At 44.0% G+C, this 19547-nt stretch carries 16 protein-coding genes and 1 pseudogene; 3 read left to right on the forward strand and 14 right to left on the reverse strand.

The genetic code is table 11. From position 1 onward, the window contains the following. Window positions 1-27 precede the first annotated feature (27 nt). From NST58_RS17835 to NST58_RS17865, 7 genes are all read right to left on the reverse strand, one after another. Window positions 28-534 (reverse strand): DUF4178 domain-containing protein, encoded by a 507-nt coding sequence (locus NST58_RS17835; protein ID WP_076130052.1) that lies wholly within the window; start codon window positions 532-534, stop codon window positions 28-30. Window positions 535-548: 14 nt separating this feature from the next. After that, window positions 549-953, reverse strand: a complete 405-nt coding sequence (locus NST58_RS17840; protein WP_036687618.1) for a DUF350 domain-containing protein — start codon at window positions 951-953, stop codon at window positions 549-551. A 123-nt stretch (window positions 954-1076) separates the two neighbouring features. Beyond that, entirely contained in the window at window positions 1077-1745 is a 669-nt protein-coding gene (locus NST58_RS17845) for a PspA/IM30 family protein (RefSeq protein WP_036687619.1), read from the reverse strand. A gap of 70 nt (window positions 1746-1815) precedes the next feature. Next, on the reverse strand, window positions 1816-2154 hold the full coding sequence (locus NST58_RS17850) for a hypothetical protein (protein WP_076218215.1): 339 nt from the start codon (window positions 2152-2154) through the stop codon (window positions 1816-1818). Between the two features lie 24 nt (window positions 2155-2178). Then, window positions 2179-3111 (reverse strand): dihydroorotate dehydrogenase, encoded by a 933-nt coding sequence (locus NST58_RS17855; protein WP_339243683.1) that lies wholly within the window; start codon window positions 3109-3111, stop codon window positions 2179-2181. Then, complete coding sequence (locus tag NST58_RS17860; protein WP_076130050.1) at window positions 3104-3808, reverse strand: dihydroorotate dehydrogenase electron transfer subunit; 705 nt, start codon at window positions 3806-3808, stop codon at window positions 3104-3106. The genes NST58_RS17855 and NST58_RS17860 overlap by 8 nt, the downstream gene beginning before the upstream one ends. A gap of 87 nt (window positions 3809-3895) precedes the next feature. After that, the gene (locus NST58_RS17865) at window positions 3896-4930 is read right to left on the reverse strand and encodes an NADH:flavin oxidoreductase/NADH oxidase (protein ID WP_076308325.1); all 1035 of its coding nucleotides are present in this window, start codon (window positions 4928-4930) and stop codon (window positions 3896-3898) included. Between the two features lie 187 nt (window positions 4931-5117). Here NST58_RS17865 and NST58_RS17870 point away from each other — a divergent pair, with 187 nt between their 5' ends. Beyond that, the gene (locus tag NST58_RS17870; protein ID WP_076184412.1) at window positions 5118-5999 is read left to right on the forward strand and encodes a polysaccharide deacetylase family protein; all 882 of its coding nucleotides are present in this window, start codon (window positions 5118-5120) and stop codon (window positions 5997-5999) included. Between the two features lie 100 nt (window positions 6000-6099). Here NST58_RS17870 and NST58_RS17875 read toward each other — a convergent pair whose 3' ends face one another. Then, the gene (locus NST58_RS17875; protein ID WP_076130047.1) at window positions 6100-6756 is read right to left on the reverse strand and encodes a 3D domain-containing protein; all 657 of its coding nucleotides are present in this window, start codon (window positions 6754-6756) and stop codon (window positions 6100-6102) included. Window positions 6757-7156: 400 nt separating this feature from the next. Between NST58_RS17875 and ppk1 the strand changes: the two genes are divergently transcribed. Next, window positions 7157-9271 (forward strand): polyphosphate kinase 1, encoded by a 2115-nt coding sequence (gene ppk1 / locus NST58_RS17880; protein WP_076130046.1) that lies wholly within the window; start codon window positions 7157-7159, stop codon window positions 9269-9271. Here ppk1 and NST58_RS17885 read toward each other — a convergent pair. From NST58_RS17885 to glgB, 5 genes and pseudogenes are all read right to left on the reverse strand, one after another. After that, window positions 9219-10748 carry a Ppx/GppA phosphatase family protein gene (locus tag NST58_RS17885; protein WP_076308326.1) on the reverse strand — a complete coding sequence of 510 codons (1530 nt, stop codon included), beginning with the start codon at window positions 10746-10748 and terminating at the stop codon, window positions 9219-9221. The genes ppk1 and NST58_RS17885 overlap by 53 nt on opposite strands. 162 nt (window positions 10749-10910) lie before the next feature. Beyond that, window positions 10911-11633, reverse strand: a complete 723-nt coding sequence (locus NST58_RS17890; protein WP_076130044.1) for an amino acid ABC transporter ATP-binding protein — start codon at window positions 11631-11633, stop codon at window positions 10911-10913. Continuing rightward, window positions 11620-13083, reverse strand: a pseudogene (locus NST58_RS17895) (ABC transporter permease subunit); the annotation flags it as partial. The gene NST58_RS17890 and the pseudogene NST58_RS17895, both read right to left, overlap by 14 nt. A gap of 452 nt (window positions 13084-13535) precedes the next feature. Beyond that, window positions 13536-14960 (reverse strand): glycogen synthase GlgA, encoded by a 1425-nt coding sequence (gene glgA / locus NST58_RS17900; RefSeq protein WP_076308327.1) that lies wholly within the window; start codon window positions 14958-14960, stop codon window positions 13536-13538. A 47-nt stretch (window positions 14961-15007) separates the two neighbouring features. Then, on the reverse strand, window positions 15008-16945 hold the full coding sequence (gene glgB / locus NST58_RS17905; protein WP_282579835.1) for a 1,4-alpha-glucan branching protein GlgB: 1938 nt from the start codon (window positions 16943-16945) through the stop codon (window positions 15008-15010). 216 nt (window positions 16946-17161) lie between these two features. Between glgB and NST58_RS17910 the strand changes: the two genes are divergently transcribed. Continuing rightward, window positions 17162-18385, forward strand: a complete 1224-nt coding sequence (locus NST58_RS17910; RefSeq protein ID WP_076130041.1) for a glucose-1-phosphate adenylyltransferase — start codon at window positions 17162-17164, stop codon at window positions 18383-18385. 100 nt (window positions 18386-18485) lie between these two features. Here the strand turns inward: NST58_RS17910 and NST58_RS17915 are convergent, their stop codons facing one another. Then, window positions 18486-19544, reverse strand: a complete 1059-nt coding sequence (locus tag NST58_RS17915) for a GNAT family N-acetyltransferase (protein ID WP_339243688.1) — start codon at window positions 19542-19544, stop codon at window positions 18486-18488. Window positions 19545-19547 lie beyond the last annotated feature (3 nt).

The following is a 19547-nucleotide window of genomic DNA, read 5'->3' on the forward strand; positions in this document are numbered from 1 at the left end:
ATAGTGATCCATTACTTCTCTACTAGGCTAGGATGCTCTAATTACCTTTACATCCCCAGGGATTATTTTCTCCCCTTCATAAAGCATAAACCGTCCATGTTGCCACTCTACACGCAGTAGACGTGAATCATCTGATTGATATTGCCACACATGCTGCTCTCCACCATTCATAAATGGCGTCTGACCTGCAACAGCGACAAAACCTTCATATTCTTCCTCCAGGAAAAATGTATAGCCATCGAGCTCAAGTGTCGCTGGAACCTCAGCAGGATTATCTAACCGCCCATCGATAGGTCTGTACAATCCATATTGCAGCTGTTCCCGCTCTTCTATATGAAGATAAGCTATCTGGCTTCCATCTCTAAGGGTCAGAACTACAGCATTACGGCCCCGATTATGTGTCCGGCCAGTAACTTCATAGGTGACAAGCGATACTTCACAAATGTCTCCGGGAGACAAATTAAGCATACTTTTTTGAACTTCCTGAGGCGCTGGCTTAGAGAAAAGGTTACCTATACGTTTCCACATACTCAACTTGATCGTTCCTCCTACATAAAGGCGGTAATAATTAAAGCACCCGTAATTTGCAGTGAACCTGATAGCAGGCCATATCCGATTTTACCAAGCTGTGTACCATGATCCAGATCCAGCTTCCCCCAATTTGCTAGTAGAAGTCGAACCGTTCTTTCTAAAATTAACAAAAGCAAAAATGATACCAACGAAATCAGCAACGCATCTAGCAAACTATTGGAAGCCGCTATCGATGAAGATAAAATGAAGGCCTGAGCTAAAAGCTTCATTACAAACCGTGTAGTCACCGCCATATTTCCAGCCTTTAACTCTTCTATATCGTTATAACGAGTAAAAAGTGAATCTATATACATCAGTACAAACAGCAACACAGCGCCGCTCACCGTCCACACGACCATGGACACCAGAATATGGAGATCCATTCTATAGCCCCCGCTTAATCATTTTGCATGCCTTTCATAAGCATAGATAAAGCGAAGAAGAAACGAATTTCTGTCTCCCCTTCGCCTGTGAACACCAGCCGTGAACCGGCTAAAGATCAAATGTTATTGCTTCTCGTATTGTTTCATCAGAGCCGCCAGTTCATCTTCAACCGCTTGATCTTTGTTCAGCTTCTCGAATTCATCATCCAGAGATTTATTGCCTGAACTCATCTCATTGCTGGCTTCAGCCTGAGCTTCTGCTTGCAGCATTTTATCTTCCATACGTTTGAGTCCTGCAGACGCTGAATCGGAACTAAATCCGCTCATTGCCTTGTTGATCTCGGTTTGAGCTTTGGCAGCATTATAACGTGCAACCAATGTCTCACGTTTGTTCTTCATTTGGGTAAGCTGTTTGCGCATCTCTTCAAGCTTGCCACGAAGGTTATCCGCAGAGGCTTTGTTCTGATCAAAGCTGGCTTTGTATTCTACCAGTTTAGCTTCAGCAGCATTTTTCTCTTCCAGAGCGCGGCGAGCAAGGTCAACATTACCCGCTTGAGCTGCTGCATGAGCCTGTTGGGTACGTTTGTTAACAAGCGCTTCTTGTTCTTCATACAGCTGTTTGAATTTCTTCTCAATGGCGATTTGCGCCGCTACAGCTTTTTCTGCATCTTCTAAATCTTCGGTCATATCACGAATGTATTGATCTGTCATTTTAATCGGGTCTTCTGCTTTGTCAATAATCGCGTTCACATTAGACATGGTTAAATCGCGCAATCTTTTAAATATAGACATGGTTTCATTCCTCCAAAAGATAATTTAATTCCTCACATGCTATCTTTTACGTAGAATTGCCACTACCGTTTCATATTTGTTGCGCTAAATATTGATTTACTTTTAAATTCACAATTTCCACGACTTCCATAATACCTTCTTTCGTGAGATTGTCGTAATGAATCCCCATCACTACTGTGACCGTCTTGTTCAGCGCTTCAGCTACTCTGATCGCAATGGGCTCGCTTATCGTGTGCTCTTTATGATGAGGAACCGCTGAAGTCAGTACTTTAACCTGCTCCCCCTCCAGATAAGCAGTACTCGTCGCACCAATATGCCGAACCCCTCCACTAATTAAGAGCAAGAGATCACGTCCGACAGCCGTCGCCTTCAGCTCAATATCCTCAGGATCAATCTGGTTAGTAGTCAATAGTATTCCCCTCACTACTTCACTTTATATAATGCCCCGTATTTCCTCTAGTGATTGAATATTTTCTTCAACCATAAATTGCTCAAGCTCTGCAACTAGCTGACTACCTGCACGCAAGTTCATGAAATTATAAGTTCCCACTTGGATAACTGCAGCACCTGCCATAATAAACTCGATGATATCCGTTGCTGAAGTGATGCCACCCATTCCGATCACGGGAATCGTTACGTTTTGTGCAACTTGATGCACCATACGCAGAGCGACAGGCTTAATCGCAGGTCCAGACAATCCAGCATATAAGTTATTGAATACACTGCTTCTACGGCGGACATCAATCTTCATTCCTGAGATAGTGTTGATGAGCGAGACAGCGTCTGCACCCTCCTCCTGACACATTTGTGCCATTTCAACGATATTTTCGGCTCCCGGCGACAGCTTTACAGCGAGGGGCAGTTTAGTTGCGCGTCTAACAGCCTGTACTACTTTTTGAGCTTCTGAAGTTTGGATCCCAAACGCAATGCCGCCCTCTTTAACATTTGGACAAGAAATATTCAATTCAATCATGTCTACCGCTGTCTTACCTGCACTCGCACGAGCATCTGCATCCCGCTGAATCATCTCAGCTCCAAGAACATAATCTTCAAGTGTGCCTCCACCCAGGTTGACCAAACGAGCGGTGTCGAGTGTTTCCCAATAAGGGCATTCTTTATCTAAAAATGCAGCTACACCCGGATTCTCGAGTCCCACACTATTCAGCATACCAGAAGCTGTCTCGTATACACGAGTGCCGGGATTCCCCGCTTTCGGATTGAGGGTTAACCCCTTGCCAGAGATTCCGCCCAGCAGAGACACATCATACAGCTTGCCATATTCACGGCCAAAACCAAACGTTCCAGAGGCTATTATAATTGGATTTTTAAAATGAACGCCAGCAATTGTTGTGTTCAACTTAGTCATGGAAAAGCACCTCCTCAGAAAGAAACACAGGTCCGTCTGCACAGGCCTTCTTTTGGCCATCACGGCAGGATACACTGCAGACCAGACAGGCTCCAATCCCACAAGCCATTCGGTTCTCTAGAGAAAGGTATACTTTCGTTCTACTGCCTGCTTCTTCAGCAGCAATGCCTTTACGTTGAGCAGCTTTAAGCATAGGGTGTGGGCCGCAGACAAAGACATGATCATATTGGCTGAAATCCACACTATCCAAAATTAAACCGCCAACATCGACTACAAGCTCACTTGCAAGTGGGCGAAACGCTTCTGTCCGGTAAGCTTCACGGCTAAAGCCCAAAAAAATATCACTCCCCGGAAGCTGCTTCGCGCAATAATAAAGCGGTGCAATTCCGATCCCACCGCCGATGAGTGCAACCTTCCCTTCGACCTGTGGAAATCCATTTCCAAAAGGGCCCTCAAGCTCTACCGAATCACCTGAACCCAGTCGTGATAATATCTCCGTACCTTCCCCAACGACGTGATACAGAAATTCAACACTATCCTCGTGTACTTCATGTATACTTAAGGGTCTGGATAGGATGGGGTAAGCTCCCCATGCCCGTAACATGTAGAATTGACCCATTGCTCCGCCACTATTCGTCTCTACCTTAAGGTGATACACACCATCTGTCAGCCGTTCGTTACTTAGAACCGTCCCCACGTTATCAAGCTCCTTCAAATTTTATCTTTATTAAGATTGCCTTAGAAGGAGCATAAAATCTGTGACAAACTTCACACCGAAAATGGTCTAGCCTCTTTTCCAAATCCCACGTTCATAAGGTTTAGGTACATCATGTACGCCACCAAGCGCTTCTTCAGCATGTAAAGCCCAATAAGGATCACTTAACATCCCACGGCCAATAGCTACAAGCTCCGCCCTTTTTTCTGCAATGATGGACTGTGCCTCAGAATAGGCTTCAAGCCGTCCTACCGCAATTACTGGCACTTGTAATCCACTGCGAATATATTCTGCCAGATCTGCTTGGTAGGCTGGGCCCGCATTAGGTCCACCATTAGAGCCAATGGGACCTTCACCACCTGAAGACACATGGAACATATCCACTCCAGCATCCTTATATCGGCGGCAAAACGCCAGGGCATAGTCAGCATCATATCCACCATCAACATATTCTTTCGCGGAAACCCTCATGATCAAGGGCATATCTACTGGCACTACTTCTCGGATTGCTGCAACTACTTGTACTCCAAAAAGTGCTGGATCTTGTCCATATTCATCCAATCTGATGTTGGTCAGAGGTGAATGAAACTGGTGAATTAAGTAGCCATGCGCACCATGAATCTCCACAGTATCAAATCCTGCCTCCACAGCTCTACGAGCGGCAGCACGAAAGGCTTCTATCATCTCAAGGATGCCTTCCTTAGAAAGCGCCTGTGGCTGCTTAGAACGAGCATCAAATGGAATTGCAGAAGGGGCAATCGGCGGTTCAGCATCGACTGCTTTACGTCCAGCATGACCTAGTTGAATGGCTATTTTTGCCCCATAGGCATGTACACTTTCTGTGAGCTTACGATAAGCCTCTATATGTGTATCACTCCAAATCCCTGTATCCCGGTTCGTTATTCTACCGTCCGGGTGGACTCCAGTCATCTCGACAATGATTAGACCAGCACCTCCAACAGCACGGCTAACATAATGAACAAAATGCCAATCATTAGGAATTCCATCCTCTTTATCCACCGAATACTGGCACATAGGCGGCATAACAATACGATTTTTCAGCGTTAAACCCTTCAATTCATAAGGTGCAAACAATTCTGACATCCTTGTCCCCATCCTTCCACCTGTCTATAATTGGCCCGGGAATATCCCGTTCTATTTAGTATACACGCATTAGGGTGTGCAAGAAATCTTTACCAGAGCCCTTGAAGAAACGGCATAAATTCATCCTTCAATGGAGATAACAATGAAGAATATGGTGATGATCAGGTAGTAAAGGAGGCATATGGGGATGTATGATCAACGGAGAGTCCAGAAACTGCTAGTAGTATTAGGATCAATCATTGTCCTGCTATTTCCAACCTCTTCAGCAGAGGTTGCTTCAGCCCCAGCTCAGAGTCAGAAATCCTCACAGGATCAAATTAAAAGCACGCAAACCACTGACGAAGACAAGGCGATATCTGCGGGAACTTCTACTACAAATAATTCAACGAGCAGCAACAATAAGAACACTAAGGGCTTGTCTCTGAGTCAGCTATTACACAAATATCCCGAGACCTTTAAGACCAGCGGTCCTCGGAATAAAGTCATCGCCTTAACTTTTGATGATGTGCCTGACCCAAGGTTTACACCCCAATTGCTAGATGTTCTTAAGAAATATCATGTCAAAGCAACCTTCTTCGTGGTGGGAAGCCGAGCTGAGAAACATCCCGCTCTAGTGAAGAGAATGATTAGAGAAGGACATGCTATTGGAAATCACTCTTATGATCATCCTCAGTTTGTAAAGCTAAAGATGCATGATTTCAGATCACAGATCATTGAGACCGAGAACATTATTCAAACCTTAGCCGGATATAAACCACGCTTGATTCGTCCACCCTATGGAGATATCTCTGAGCAACAGTTGAGATGGGCAAAAAATCATGGTTATAAGCTTGTAAATTGGAATGTGGATTCGTTGGACTGGAAGGGACTTTCCAAAACTCAAGTTAGAAATAACATCTTAGCTAATGCTGGAAAAGGAGCAATTATCCTTCAGCATGGTGGAGGTGGGCCGGGTAGTGATCTTCGCGGAACGATTCAGGCTTTACCTGAGGTAATCACGATTATGCGTAAACGTGGCTATTCTTTTGTTACCGTTCCTCAATTGCTGCAGGTCTCTAAAAATAAATAAACAAGAAACGGAGGCAGCCGCTAAGGACTCCCTCCGTTTCTTGTTTAACCTTTTTAACCCATTTCATATCTTTATAATAAATCTCTATATTTTTATCTAGCTATTTAACAATGTATAATTGTACATATTGATAACCAAAATCGGCTACAAAGCTTTGGCTGCCTGGGATAAAGATATCGATCCGGTTACCTTTAATGGCACTTCCCATATCGGTTGCAGTAGCCAGAAAAGCTTCTTTAGGCAATCCTGCGTGTGAATGTCCGGTAACCAATACTTTTGTTCCGAGAGGAATTACACTTGGATCAACTGCGATGGTTCCTAGCTTGAGTGGGTTCCCGAAATAATCAACGGCACCCCAGCCTCCATTCTCACTAGCCGCTGAGGAATAAGCAGAAGCCTTAACTTGTATCGATTTCTCGTAGTTAAAGGACTTGCCCCATGCTTCAACTGTTTTTGATTCTGGAGTAACATTCAGGCTTGGTGTAAGCACTGGAGTTTCTGTCGTAGCCACAGACTCTGCTTGCATTTTACTTGGGATCGTTATTTTAAGTCCATCGTAAATATTAAGAGCAGCAACGTTTGGATTAGCTTTCATTAAATCATTAACACCGACATTGTATTGCTGAGATAGAGTATAGAAAGTATTGCCTTCCTTTGCAATATGAACGCTGTCTGCAAAAGCAGGAGCGGTGTGCAGCAATGCACTAATTCCCATAACTGCAGCAAGGGTTTTAATGGTTCTGAACTTGTTCTTCATAAATGCCTCCTCTTTAGATGGGCGTAAGCGGTATGACTTCCGTATACGCTCGTGTACATTTCCTGTACTTATGTACATCTTGTGTGATGTCCTGATGTATTGTTGTCATTTGTAAAACTGACAGGACTTAATATATCACAATTTTGTAACCTATGCGTATGTAATTGTTACCATTCTGAAATAACATGTTTAATTATTGTCTTTTGTCCATTAAGAAGTTAACGTAATTTTGATTATGTTAACTAAATAGCGACAATCACATCCTATTATATAAGATAATTAAATAATATTCTTTGAGATTTTACATAGATTTAACATTTCGTGCCTCATCCAATAGTAAAATGATAGAATATGATAAATAGATTTGAGATATAGACATCGAAGCATATTTGGAGGTCCCATGAATACAGAAGAGATTAAAAACAATCAGAGCAGTCCAGCCACTGCTTACCTCAATAGGGATTTGAGCTGGATCGAGTTTAACCGCCGCGTACTCAAGGAGGCGCAGGACCCTGATAACCCTTTAATGGAACGTGCCAGATTTCTGGCGATCGTCTCGAGCAATCTGGATGAATTCATAAGCGTTCGTGTGGCGGGAATTCAGGATCAGATCCGGGCGGGCTATACTAAAAAAGATTTCACAGGCTACACCCCTTCCGGGCTGTATAAACGCCTCATCAAACGCGTAACCAAAATCATTGCCGATCAATACCGGACGTTCCGTGATATTTCGCGGAGTTTGCATAAAGAAGGCATCGTATTTGTGGATTATGAGGATCTTACCCATGCCCAAGAGCAGTCCATAGAACAGTATTACCGGGATATCATCTATCCTGTACTAACGCCAATGGCTGTTGATCAGAGCCGGCCGTTTCCACTCGTGCACAGCCAGTTTATCTACCTAGCTGTTGTTCTTACTCGTAAGAATGGTCTTGAAGAGGAGCCTTATTTTGCTATCCTGCAAATTCCTTCGAATCTGCCAAGATGTATCCCTCTTCCCCACCGCTCTAATAGTAAGAAAAGACAATTTGTATTTATTGAAGATGTGATCCGCCATCACATTCAAACCTTATTCAGCGGTTACGAACCTGTTGCGGTTAGTGAGTTTCGTTTGACTCGTAACTCAGATCTTACGATCGATGAGGAAGGTGCAGAGGATCTGCTGGAAGAGATCGAAAAAGAGCTGCGCAAGCGTCGTCGCGGGGTGCCAGCCCGTTTGGAAGTACAAAAAGGTATCCATCCCTATGCTCTTGAGCAGCTGCAAGCGGAATTTGAGCTGGAGGACTTCGTATTTGAAATTGAAGGTCCGCTTGATCTAGGCTTTCTTCGTAATTTTGCCGGAAGCTTAAAAGGTTTTGGTTACATGAACTATCCACCTATTGAGCCGGTTTATCCTGCTGAATTTCAAGAAAATGAGGATTTCTTCGAGGTGCTGCGTGAACGGGATGTATTAGTCTACCACCCTTACGAGTCTTTTGATGCAATGACAGACTTTATCATTCAAGCTTCAGAGGATGAGCAAGTGATGGCGATTAAAATGACCTTATACCGTGTCAGTGGAAATTCTCCACTTATTACTGCACTAGCCAATGCTGCGGAGTCTGGTAAGCAAGTTACAGTGGTTGTAGAGTTAAAAGCTCGATTTGATGAGGAACGGAACATCGCTTGGGCACGCCAGCTTGAAAAATCAGGCTGTCATGTCGTTTATGGTCTGATCGGACTCAAAACGCATGCCAAAGTGACCTTGATTGTCCGCCAGGAAGGCCCTGAACTGCGCCGTTACGTGCATGTAGGCACAGGAAATTATAATGACAGTACAGCCAAGGCCTACACGGATCTCAGTCTATTCACCGCCCAAAGCGATATCGGACTGGACGCTTCTGAGCTGTTTAATCAAATGACTGGATATTCGGCTAATTTTGACTGGCATTCCTTCATTGTTGCACCGACGAATATGAGCTTATCCTTGCAAAAGCTAATGATGCGTGAAGCTGAACATGCACGGGCAGGCAGACCCGCTCGCATAATCGCCAAGATGAACTCGCTCTCTAATCAGCAAGTAATAGACGATTTATATAGCGCAGCCCAAGCCGGAGTCTCCATTGACTTAATCGTGCGAGGGGTTTGCTGCCTACGTCCGGGAATAGAGGGCTTAAGCGAAAACATTACCGTACGCAGTATTGTAGACCGTTTTCTGGAGCACTCCCGGATCTATTATTTCGAAAATGGCGGCAAACCTGAGGTGTATTTATCCAGTGCCGACTGGATGACTAGAAACCTAACCCGCCGGATTGAGCTGATGTGTCCTGTCAGAGACAGCGGCATCCGTAAACAGATCGTCAAGATTCTAGAGTTGTCTCTAAAAGATAATGTTAAAGCCAGCTTCTTGCAGGCTAATGGATATTACGAACAACCAGACGACAAAAAGGCCCCTTTCCGGAGCCAGTTTGCTGCAATGGATGTTACACGTTGGAAGGGAAGCCGAGTTTTACCTTCACCGCCCAAGCATTCTTAAATGCTTTTATCGCGTTCTCAATGTCCTCTAGGCCAATTAGCAGTGACGATGCGCCCTCTAAGTCCAGATGAAGCGTATTGCCGTGCAGATTGGCCTTCAGGCCGCTTACAATTCCAATCTCCGTGCTGTCCAACGCAATGCTAAGCTGGACAAGCGACCCGAGCTTATGAATCCACTCTTCGTCGGATGGCAGCAAAATGTCCTTATGTTGTTGGAACAATTTCTGCTTCCGGCTTTTTGTGCTGTATGAGGCAATCATGGCGCAAAGAATAAGCTGACGGTGGGTAAGTCCACGAATTGGTGAATTCATCAACCAATACAAAGTATGTCTTTTGGATTGGTAATAGTTAATATTCGTTCCCGTACGATGCAGCATGATGGACACGTAAATTAACATCTCGTGCTCTGCTCTATTCGATTCATCTTTAAATGCGTCAAACAGGCTGAGTGCTAGCTTGTTGATATGATCTAAATACCGTTTAGAAGTATGAATATCAAAGCGAATGATCGTGTTTAAGCTATATTCCAATGCACTATCACGCACTGGCTGCTCCGGCTCCAGCAGATCATGCAGCAAGCCTTCTCTGAGCCCTTCCCCGCTGATTACCGCCTCACTCGCCCCAATATACTGATACACCGTATGGAAAATAATCAACCCGGATACAATGATATCCGCCCGACTCTTAGATAATCCATCTAAATCCTTACGTTTTTCGTAAGGCATTGAAGGTAGGGTGTTCATAAAGTGCTCGATCGTCTCACTGGTCATCGTATAGCCATGGGAGTTAGGCAATGAGTATGCTCGTGTCTTCTGATCCAGCTTCCCTAAGGAACGAACCGTCCCTCCTAAACCGAATAAAGGAAGTCCAGCTTTGGCATTTAGCCAATCATGCTCAACCAGTCTGCCCAGAACAAAGGTCTGCAGCTTGTGAATCTGCTCATCGCTCCAATTCCCACCTTGACCGAACATTAGGTTGGTATTTACTGCCCCGAACGGGAAAGAAATGCTGTGTTGATAACGCCGCTCACAAAAAAGAGTGATTTCAGTACTCCCGCCACCAATATCAATGACATAACCATCCTCTACATTAAAGGCATTAATAACACCCAAGAAGCCATAATATGCCTCCTGGTGGCCACTGATCACCTCAATCGGAATGGAAGAGGATTGTGACAAAAAGCTTATTATTTCACTTGAGTTAGCCGCATTACGAATGGCTGCCGTTGCACCCGCCCGAATGGTTTCCACTGCAAAAGCGTTGCAGATTTCCTTAAACTGCCGCAAGACCGGAACTATCGTTTCCATGTCCTTTTGTTCCAGTCTATTCTCCTTTGTAATCTTCTCACTAAGGCGAGCGGAGTACTTACACTCCTTGATGATCTTATAGCCTCCTTCGCGCGTTGTATCATAAATTACAAGACGAATGGAGTTCGAACCAATATCAATAATGCCTATCCGGCGTAGATCATCTCTCATTATGTATGTACTCCTTTTCCTGTTGATTGACTGACCATCTATTATACATGGTTTACATAAATAAATGAACTCAGCCCCCAGCGATATATTCCCACATTACCCTCAGGACCCTATAACAAAACGGCCACCGGATACTTGTCCAGGGCCGTTTTGACGAATTCTTTATAATACTTTACTTAAAAAATCCTTAGTCCGAGCATGTGTAGGATTACCAAATACTTGTTCAGGAGTACCCTGTTCAACGATGAACCCGCCATCCATAAACAGAATGCGGTCACCCACTTCACGGGCAAAGCCCATCTCATGTGTAACAATAACCATTGTCATTCCGTCTTCGGCAAGCTTTTTCATAACCTCAAGTACCTCTCCTACCATTTCCGGATCAAGCGCTGAGGTAGGCTCATCAAAAAGCATCACATGGGGCTGCATGGCTAATGCACGAGCAATCGCGATCCGCTGCTTTTGTCCACCGGACAATTGAGCTGGATAAACATCCTTTTTATCTTCAAGGCCTACAGTCTTGAGGAGCTCCATTGCGAATTTATCGGCCACAGCCTGCTGCTGTTTTCTTACTTTAATCGGTGCGAGCGTAATGTTTTGCAGAACGGTTTTGTGCGGAAAAAGGTTGAACTGCTGAAAAACCATCCCCATCTTCTCACGCGTTGCATTGATATCATGCTTCTTTGAGGTGATCGATTCCCCTTCAAAAGTGATCTCGCCACCTGTAGGCTGCTCCAATAAATTCAAGCAGCGCAGAAAGGTACTTTTTCCCGAACCACTGGGCCCGATTACAACGACAACCTCACCCTTTTTAATCTCCAAATCGATTCCTTTGAGAATCTCCAGCTTTCCGTAATGCTTCTGCAGGTTCTTAACGGCGATCATCGGTATTCAGCCTCCTTTCGAGTCTACCTAGGATCTTGGAAAGCGTAAATGTTAGAACAAAATACATAAATGCAGCAATCACGAGTGGTGTCATGCCATCATACGAAATCGTTGTAACTGTACGAGCTTGAAACATCAAATCCGTTACTCCGATAAATGAAATAATCGATGATTCCTTGATAATGGTAATGAACTCATTACCGATTGCCGGAAGAACACTTTTAAGTGCCTGAGGAAGTACAATATGACGCATGGTCATCCCTTGTTTCATTCCAAGTGAACGTGCGGCCTCCGTTTGTCCACGATCGACACCCTGAATCCCGGCACGAAAAATTTCTGCCAGATAAGCAGAACTGTTAATGGAGAGTGTAATCGCCCCGGACTGAATCGGAGTAAACTCAATCCCAAATGTCGCCAGCCCGTAATGGATGAGAAACAATTGCACAAGCATTGGAGTGCCCCGCAAAAATTCAACCCAAGCTGTGGCTAAGAAACGTAACACTCTCCATTTTGACATGCGTAGTAGAGAGACGATAATCCCAAGAATGAAGCCAAATAATACACCAAGAACAGCAAGTAGCAAGGTATATTGTAGTCCAGTCAAGAAAAGATCACGATAATCATAAGCCATTCTAAATAAAGTAATATCCAATATCTTATCCTCCTATCTCCAAAAAAATAGAAAATAGCAAAGTTCCGCTATTTTCTGTAATACACATACAATTTACTTCAGCAGACCTAAAACAATATACATTCCTTACTTCGTGCTTTCAGCAAGCTCGCTGGCAGCCGCTACATATTCATCAATCTTACCTTCTGATTCTAGACGTTTAAGTGTAGCATTTACTTTATCCAGAAGCTCTGTATTGCCTTTTTTAATCCCAATTGCGTATCCATCATCTTCTACTTCAGGCTTAGCATCGGTAATTACAAGACCCGCTAAATTCTTAACAAAAGATTTGGCTACAGGTCCTTCAATAATTGCTGTATCGATACGGTTAGATTGCAATTGCAGAACGATCTCGGAGATTTTACCAAGAGAAGTGATTTTTGCGCCTTCAATCTCTTTGGCGATTTCTTCTTGAATAGAGCCTGTCTGTACACCAATTTTGGTACCCTTCACCGCATCCATAGTAGCGTATTTATCTTTATCTGCTTCGCGCACTACAATAGCTTGCTCTGCTTTGTAATAAATATCTGAAAGTTCAACCGCTTTTTTGCGTTCTTCAGTCGGGCTAAGACCGGAAATCACCATATCTACGCGTCCACTGGACAATTCGTTAAGCAGTGAATCAAAAGGCAGATCCTTAACTTCAAGCTCAGCGCCCATGTCGGCAGCAATTTCCTTAGCGATGTCGATATCAAAACCTACGATGGTATCTTTTCCGTCCACTACTTTATGGAATTCGTACGGAGGAAAATCTGCACTTGTTCCCATAATCAGCTTTTTAGTAACTGCACCGGAATTTGCATTACCACTAGCAGCGGTATCATTATCATTTTTATTTTGACCGCAGCCTGAGAGCAGACCTACCGCTAATACCATTCCTAAACTAAGTTTACCCCATTTGTTCATTTCTATATCTCCCCTATTCATATGAAAAAATCTAAGTTGACCCAATGACTGACTTATTATAAATCAGAACGCATGAATATGCAAAGGCATAATTGTGACAATAACTTCCTTTTAATGGATTTCTATGAGGGGAATTCTATAATACGCAGTTAAAAAATCACTTTTATTCACGTTGAAGCTAAATTTATACATTTTTACTATCCCCTATACTAGCTAAATCATTCGACTGTTTATTCCTAATTTCATAAAAAAAGGACTGCTCCCAGAGTATTTACCATACTCCCAGGTGCAATCCCTTATTAACCCATTACAGAATTCGTTAAACTTTATTTGGTTATATCATCGTAGATATCCATGTACTGCTGAGCGGATACATTCCAGCTATAATCTCCCGCGAAAGCATTTTTTGTGATCTTTTTCCAATGTTCAGGCTGCTTGTAAAAAGAAAGCGCCCGGCGCAGCGTAAACATCATATCGTGTGCATTATAATTGCTGAACGTAAAGCCATTGCCTTCACCGGTTTCTTCATTATAAGCATGCACAGTATCATTTAGGCCACCTGTCTCACGGACAACGGGTATGCTACCATACCGTAAAGCGAGCAGCTGACTGATGCCACAGGGCTCAAACTTAGACGGCATAAGGAAGATATCGCTGGCAGCATATATTTTTCGTGAGAGTGCATCATTAAATAAGATCTGTGAAGACAGCTTGGTCGGATACCGCCATGCCGCTTCCTTGAACCAACGCTCGTAAGATTCATCACCTGTTCCAAGCAGCACAAATTGAATATCCTCGTGATATAGCAGCTCATCCAGCACTCGGGTAAGCAGATCTAAACCTTTGGAGTCCACGAGACGCGTGACCATGGCTACCATTGGGATATTAGCATCCACAGGTAATCCCAGCTCTTCCTGCAAGGCTACTTTGTTCTCCGTCTTCTTGGTCAAATTAGAACGATAACGGGTAACAAGGCTCGAATCTGTCGCTGGATTATAACTTTTAGTATCAATGCCATTCACAATCCCACTTAAAACATCTGACCGTGCGTTCAACAAACCATCCAGGCCGTAACCATAATAAGGTGTGCGAATTTCTTCTGAATAAGTCGGACTGACGGTCGTGACCCGATCACTGAATACAATCCCGCCTTTTAAGAAATTCACATTACCATAGTACTCCACACTACCAAAATAGCTGCTATCCAGACCTAACAGCTCTCCAAGTACCTCATAAGGAAACACTCCCTGATACAACAGGTTATGTATTGTAAATACACTCCGCATTTCACTGTAAAATGGATTGTGGCGATAATGCCCCTGTAGCAGCATTGGAATTACGGCCGCGTGCCAATCATGGCAATGCAGTACATCAGGCTGGAAATCAATGGCTGGCAGACACTCCAGCACTGCACGATTATAGAACGCAAACCGTTCACCATCGTCCATATAACCATAAATTCCATCACGGCCAAAATAATACTCGTTGTCGATAAAATAAACGGGGATACCCTCATAGATAATGCGTTCAATTCCACAGTATTGTTTTCGCCAGCCAATTGGAACATACACTTCCGTTAAATGCTCCATTTGAGCGGTGAACTTGTCAGGAATCCCACGATATTTAGGCAAAATCACTCGTACATCTACCCCGGCAGCCTTCAGCGCTTTAGGTAATGCTCCAATGACATCGGCCAAACCACCCGTTTTGACAAAAGGATGGGCTTCAGCTGCGGCAAATAAAACTTTCATGATTATTTCCCCCTTAAACTGTACGGATTCTCTATTCGTACTTAGATCTATAACTCTTTTGCCTCTTTATTCTTACCCATTCGTGACGTTTTTTTAAACACCAGGAAGCTAAGGGGCGGAAGAGTCAGCTCTATGCTGTTCACCTGATTGTGCCATTCCAGCTTAACGCTCTTTTGAGGGACATTGTGCAATCCGGAGCCACCATACTCTACATTTTCTGAGCTAAAGAGCTCTTCATAAGTCCCGGCCCGTGGCACGCCTATACGATAATTGTGCCGTTCTGCCGGTTGAAAATTGATGACTATAAGCAGCGTATCTCCTGGTTTCTTCCCTCGGCGTATATACGAAATCACACTTTGATCATTGTCATCCGCATCAATCCACTGATAACCCTCTTGAGAATGATCCAGCTCCCACAACGCTTTTTCGGAGCGATACAGTTTATTAAGTGCAGCCGTGTAGGCAAGCATACGACTATGGCTCTCATAATCCAACAGCAGCCAGTCCAGCTGCTCCTGATCCTTCCACTCGATAAACTGACCGAATTCCCCACCCATAAACAGAAGCTTTTTACCGGGATGAGAGATCTGATATCCCAGCAGCTGCCTGAGGCCTGCGAACTTTTGTTCATAAGCACCCGGCATTTTGTCTAACAAAGACTTCTTGCCGTGAACAACCTCATCATGCGATAGCGGCAATGCGTAATTTTCGGCATAAGCATAACATATTGGGAACGTAAGTAAATTATGATGATAAGGGCGCCCACCAAAATCATGTTCTATGTAGCCTAGCGTATCATTCATCCAACCCATATTCCATTTGTAATTGAAGCCAAGGCCCCCTTCATGCACTGGTGCAGTAACCCCTGGCCAAGCACTGGACTCCTCCGCCATCATCAATGCTTTTGGGAAATAATGAAAGATAGCCTTGTTCAGATTCTGGATAAATTTGATGGCCTCCAGATTCTCCAATCCACCATTAACATTCCGCCGATATTGATGATCCCGCTTTTCGAAATCTAATCGAAGCATACTGGTAACCGCATCTACACGCATTCCGTCGATATGATAATACTCGAACCAAAACAGCGCATTAGAAATAAGAAATGAAGAAATCTCCGGCTTACTGAAATCAAACGAAAGTGTCCCCCAGCCTGGTTTTTCAGCTAACATTGGATCGGCATATTCATAAAGTGGCGCTCCATCAAACATACGTAATCCGTGTGCGTCTTTGGCAAAGTGAGCGGGAACCCAATCTAAAATCACACCGATACCTGCCTGATGCAGCTGATCGATCAAATACATCAACTCATGGGGTTCGCCATAACGGCTGGTTGCCGCAAAATACCCCGTCCCTTGATAACCCCAGGATAGATCATATGGATGTTCTGCCAGCGGCATAAATTCCACGTGTGTATAGTTCATCTCCACCAAATAAGGAATCAACAGCTCGCTCATTTCCCGGTAGGTGTAGAACTCTCCATCCTCTTTTTGACGCCAGGTACCGAAGTGCATTTCATAAATGTTCATTGGTTGTTGATATGGAGCTTTGCTTTTCCGACGCCATGCTGCATCTCCCCAGCGGTAGCCATCCAGTTCTGCTACTACCGAAGCCGTTGCCGGTCGAACCTCAGCTTTAAAAGCAAAAGGATCCGCTTTAAGGAAACTTGATCCATCTGAGGCAAGAATCCTGTATTTGTAAAAAGTTCCCGGCTGTATTCCCGGAAAAAAACGACTCCAAAATCCTGAATCGGGTATCTTATATAACGAGTCCACGCCCTGTGTTCCGTCCCAATCATTATGATCACCAGCTAGTCCTACATATGTCGCATGAGGAGCCCACACGGTAAAGCGCACACCGGTAACGCCTTCTTCAGCGGCAGTGTGTGCACCCAGCATAGAATAGCTGCGATAATTGGTGCCCTCATGGAACAGATAGATATCAGCAGCTGACGGAAGGGTCTCGATTTTTGCTTTTTCAGCCAATTCTACACCACCTTTTTCAATGTGCTTGTACCTATTACCTTACCCGAATATTACCATTTTGAAAATGTTTTGATGTTAAAAGAAAAGATTTTCTGATAAAGAAATATTAATTGTAATTTTTCTGTTTACAAAGCAATATATTTCACCTATGTCGTTTCAAGCGCTTGTCGTAAGTTTATATTACAAGCATTGACAAAATAATGGGAGGGATAACAAATGAACAACAAAAAAGATTGTATCGCCATGTTATTGGCAGGAGGGGAAGGCCGCAGATTGGCTCCCTTGACTTCCAGTATGGCTAAGCCTGCAGTCCCTTTCGGTGGACAGTATAAAATTATTGATTTCCCGCTAAGTAACTGTGTAAATTCGAACATTGATACAGTAGGTGTTCTGACACAATACGAAGCTGACTCTTTGCATAATCATATCGGTGAAGGTGAGCCTTGGGGCTTAGTTAGTCAAAAGGATAAAGGTGTCACACTGCTTCCTTCAGGTGTTGAAGGCAGAGACAGTTATACAGGGACTGCTGATGCGATTTATAAAAACATTGACTTTATTGATAGCCGCAACCCAGAACATGTGCTCATTCTATCCGGTGACCATATTTACCATATGAATTACCGTAAGATGCTGAATTATCATATTGAAAAAGGAGCAAAAGCAACCATCTCCGTAATGGAGGTTCCTTGGGATGAGGCTAGTCGTTTTGGAGTAATGAACGTAAACGATGATCTGAAAATTTCCGAATTCGCGGAAAAACCTAAAGTACCAAAAAGTAATCTTGCTTCAATGGGTATCTACCTGTTCGAGTGGGCTTATCTGAAGGAGCACTTGTTGCGGGATGCAGCTAATCCTAATTCCAGTCATGACTTTGGTAAAGACGTAATTCCTACCATGCTGGATCAGAACGATGATTTATTCGCTTACCGTTTCAAGGGTTACTGGAGAGATGTAGGTACAGTCGGCAGTCTTTGGGAAGCACATATGGACCTTCTGCAAAAAGACAATGGCATGAAGTTAGACAAGACTCATTGGCCTATGTATAGTCGGGTTCGCCGGACTAAGCTTGCAGTTCATAAACCACGTGTTCAGAACCCAGCAACGGACTCTCTCGTGAATGAATCCTGCTCCCAAGAAGGTAGTCTACAACGTTCTGTAGTCTTTAATGGGGTAGAAATCGGTAAGATGAGCCAGATCAAACAAAGTGTTATTATGCCTGGAGTTCGCATTGGCCGTGGAGTGCTGATTGAGAATGCCATTATTGGTGAAGGGGCAATCATTAAGGATGGAGCAGTCATCAAGGGAAGCATAAATAATATCGTTGTCGTTGGACCACATGAGACTGTGGCTGCCAAGCCGGCGGTCCGAAACCAACCTTCCCGTCTGTTTCAGGATGTGTATGAGAAGACAGGACGTTTGCGTGAAGTTCTTCCTTCATAACAACCATTATATAGAAAAATACTTTATATAAAAAGGGGCTGTTGTCCTGGTCGATCATGACCAGAGCAACAGCCCCTTCGGTTGTAAAGAATTAGTGATTTTATGAATTACGGCTAGCCGTCCATTCTCTGTCTAATATGCTCATTTCCACACAATCTACATATTGCTCACCGAATAAAGCAGACTCACGTTGAACACCCTCCCGCTTAAAGCCAACAGCTTCATAAGCTTTCAGGGCAGCCGTATTGAAATCGAAAGCACCCAGAGACAGACGATGCAGGTCCAGACCATCAAATCCGATTCGAAGCATTTCTTGCATCATACGTTTGCCAATGCCTTTACCTTGAAACTCAGGATCTACTACTACCCTGCCGATACGTGCAGAACGATTAACCCGGTCAATGGCTGAAAAGCTAATATGGCCCACTACCTGCTGCGTAGCTTCTTGAATTGCACAGAAGATAAGACGATCGGATAAGCCTGGATGATTAGCATCCTTTAAGTATTTAACAAGCTGCTCATCCTCTAAAGGATAAGTTAGCGAAGGTCCTGCCCACTGCTTCAGATACTCTGGAGAAACACTCCAGCGCTTTAAGTGTTCAAAATCAGATTCTGATATAAATCTGAGAGTCAGACGGTCTGACTCAGCACCTTCCTCAAAATGTTCATATAAGTTCACTAAACGACCAATTCCCATATCGTTAGTGCCCATGTAGTGAAAACCCATGCTCTGATAATAACGATTGAGCTTAATGTTATGTGCCACAGTGTCAAACCTAAGGCTCTTACAGCCTAGATCTTTGGCTAGAACTACTGCATATTTAAGCATTTGCTGTCCGAGTCCTCGGCCGCGGTGGGAGTCTTTCACAGCCAATCGGTGCAAATAAGCGTAGGACTCATCATTTTTACTGCCCCAGTACTGTGGATCACTGAATTGCAACGTGAACATGCCAACTACAGTCCCATCGTCAAGGGCTAAATAAACATGTCTGTCAGCAAAATATCCTGCTATATCGGTCTCGGTAAATTGTCCGGGTGTCCATTGCTTAATTCCATTAAGCTCCATCCACCCCGCCGCTTCTTGCAGTAGCCTCAAGATGTCGCTAACCCGATCTGGCTCTCCACGAACTATACGGATCGAATTCTTCGTTACCCCCATCTC

This window comes from Paenibacillus sp. FSL R10-2796 (assembly GCF_037965315.1).
Classification (GTDB): Bacteria; Bacillota; Bacilli; order Paenibacillales; family Paenibacillaceae; genus Paenibacillus_AQ; species Paenibacillus_AQ odorifer.

Bases quoted from the DNA above. Each gene is read 5' to 3' on its own strand.
- NST58_RS17840 (WP_036687618.1), bottom strand. From the start codon at position 953: ATGGATCTCCATATTCTGGTGTCCATGGTCGTGTGGACGGTGAGCGGC.
- NST58_RS17845 (WP_036687619.1), bottom strand. From the start codon at position 1,745: ATGTCTATATTTAAAAGATTGCGCGATTTAACCATGTCTAATGTGAAC.
- NST58_RS17855 (WP_339243683.1), bottom strand. From the start codon at position 3,111: ATGACTAAGTTGAACACAACAATTGCTGGCGTTCATTTTAAAAATCCA.
- NST58_RS17865 (WP_076308325.1), bottom strand. From the start codon at position 4,930: ATGTCAGAATTGTTTGCACCTTATGAATTGAAGGGTTTAACGCTGAAA.
- NST58_RS17870 (WP_076184412.1), top strand. From the start codon at position 5,118: ATGTATGATCAACGGAGAGTCCAGAAACTGCTAGTAGTATTAGGATCA.
- NST58_RS17875 (WP_076130047.1), bottom strand. From the start codon at position 6,756: ATGAAGAACAAGTTCAGAACCATTAAAACCCTTGCTGCAGTTATGGGA.
- ppk1 (WP_076130046.1), top strand. From the start codon at position 7,157: ATGAATACAGAAGAGATTAAAAACAATCAGAGCAGTCCAGCCACTGCT.
- NST58_RS17885 (WP_076308326.1), bottom strand. From the start codon at position 10,748: ATGAGAGATGATCTACGCCGGATAGGCATTATTGATATTGGTTCGAAC.
- NST58_RS17890 (WP_076130044.1), bottom strand. From the start codon at position 11,633: ATGATCGCCGTTAAGAACCTGCAGAAGCATTACGGAAAGCTGGAGATT.
- glgA (WP_076308327.1), bottom strand. From the start codon at position 14,960: ATGAAAGTTTTATTTGCCGCAGCTGAAGCCCATCCTTTTGTCAAAACG.
- NST58_RS17910 (WP_076130041.1), top strand. From the start codon at position 17,162: ATGAACAACAAAAAAGATTGTATCGCCATGTTATTGGCAGGAGGGGAA.
- NST58_RS17915 (WP_339243688.1), bottom strand. From the start codon at position 19,544: ATGGGGGTAACGAAGAATTCGATCCGTATAGTTCGTGGAGAGCCAGAT.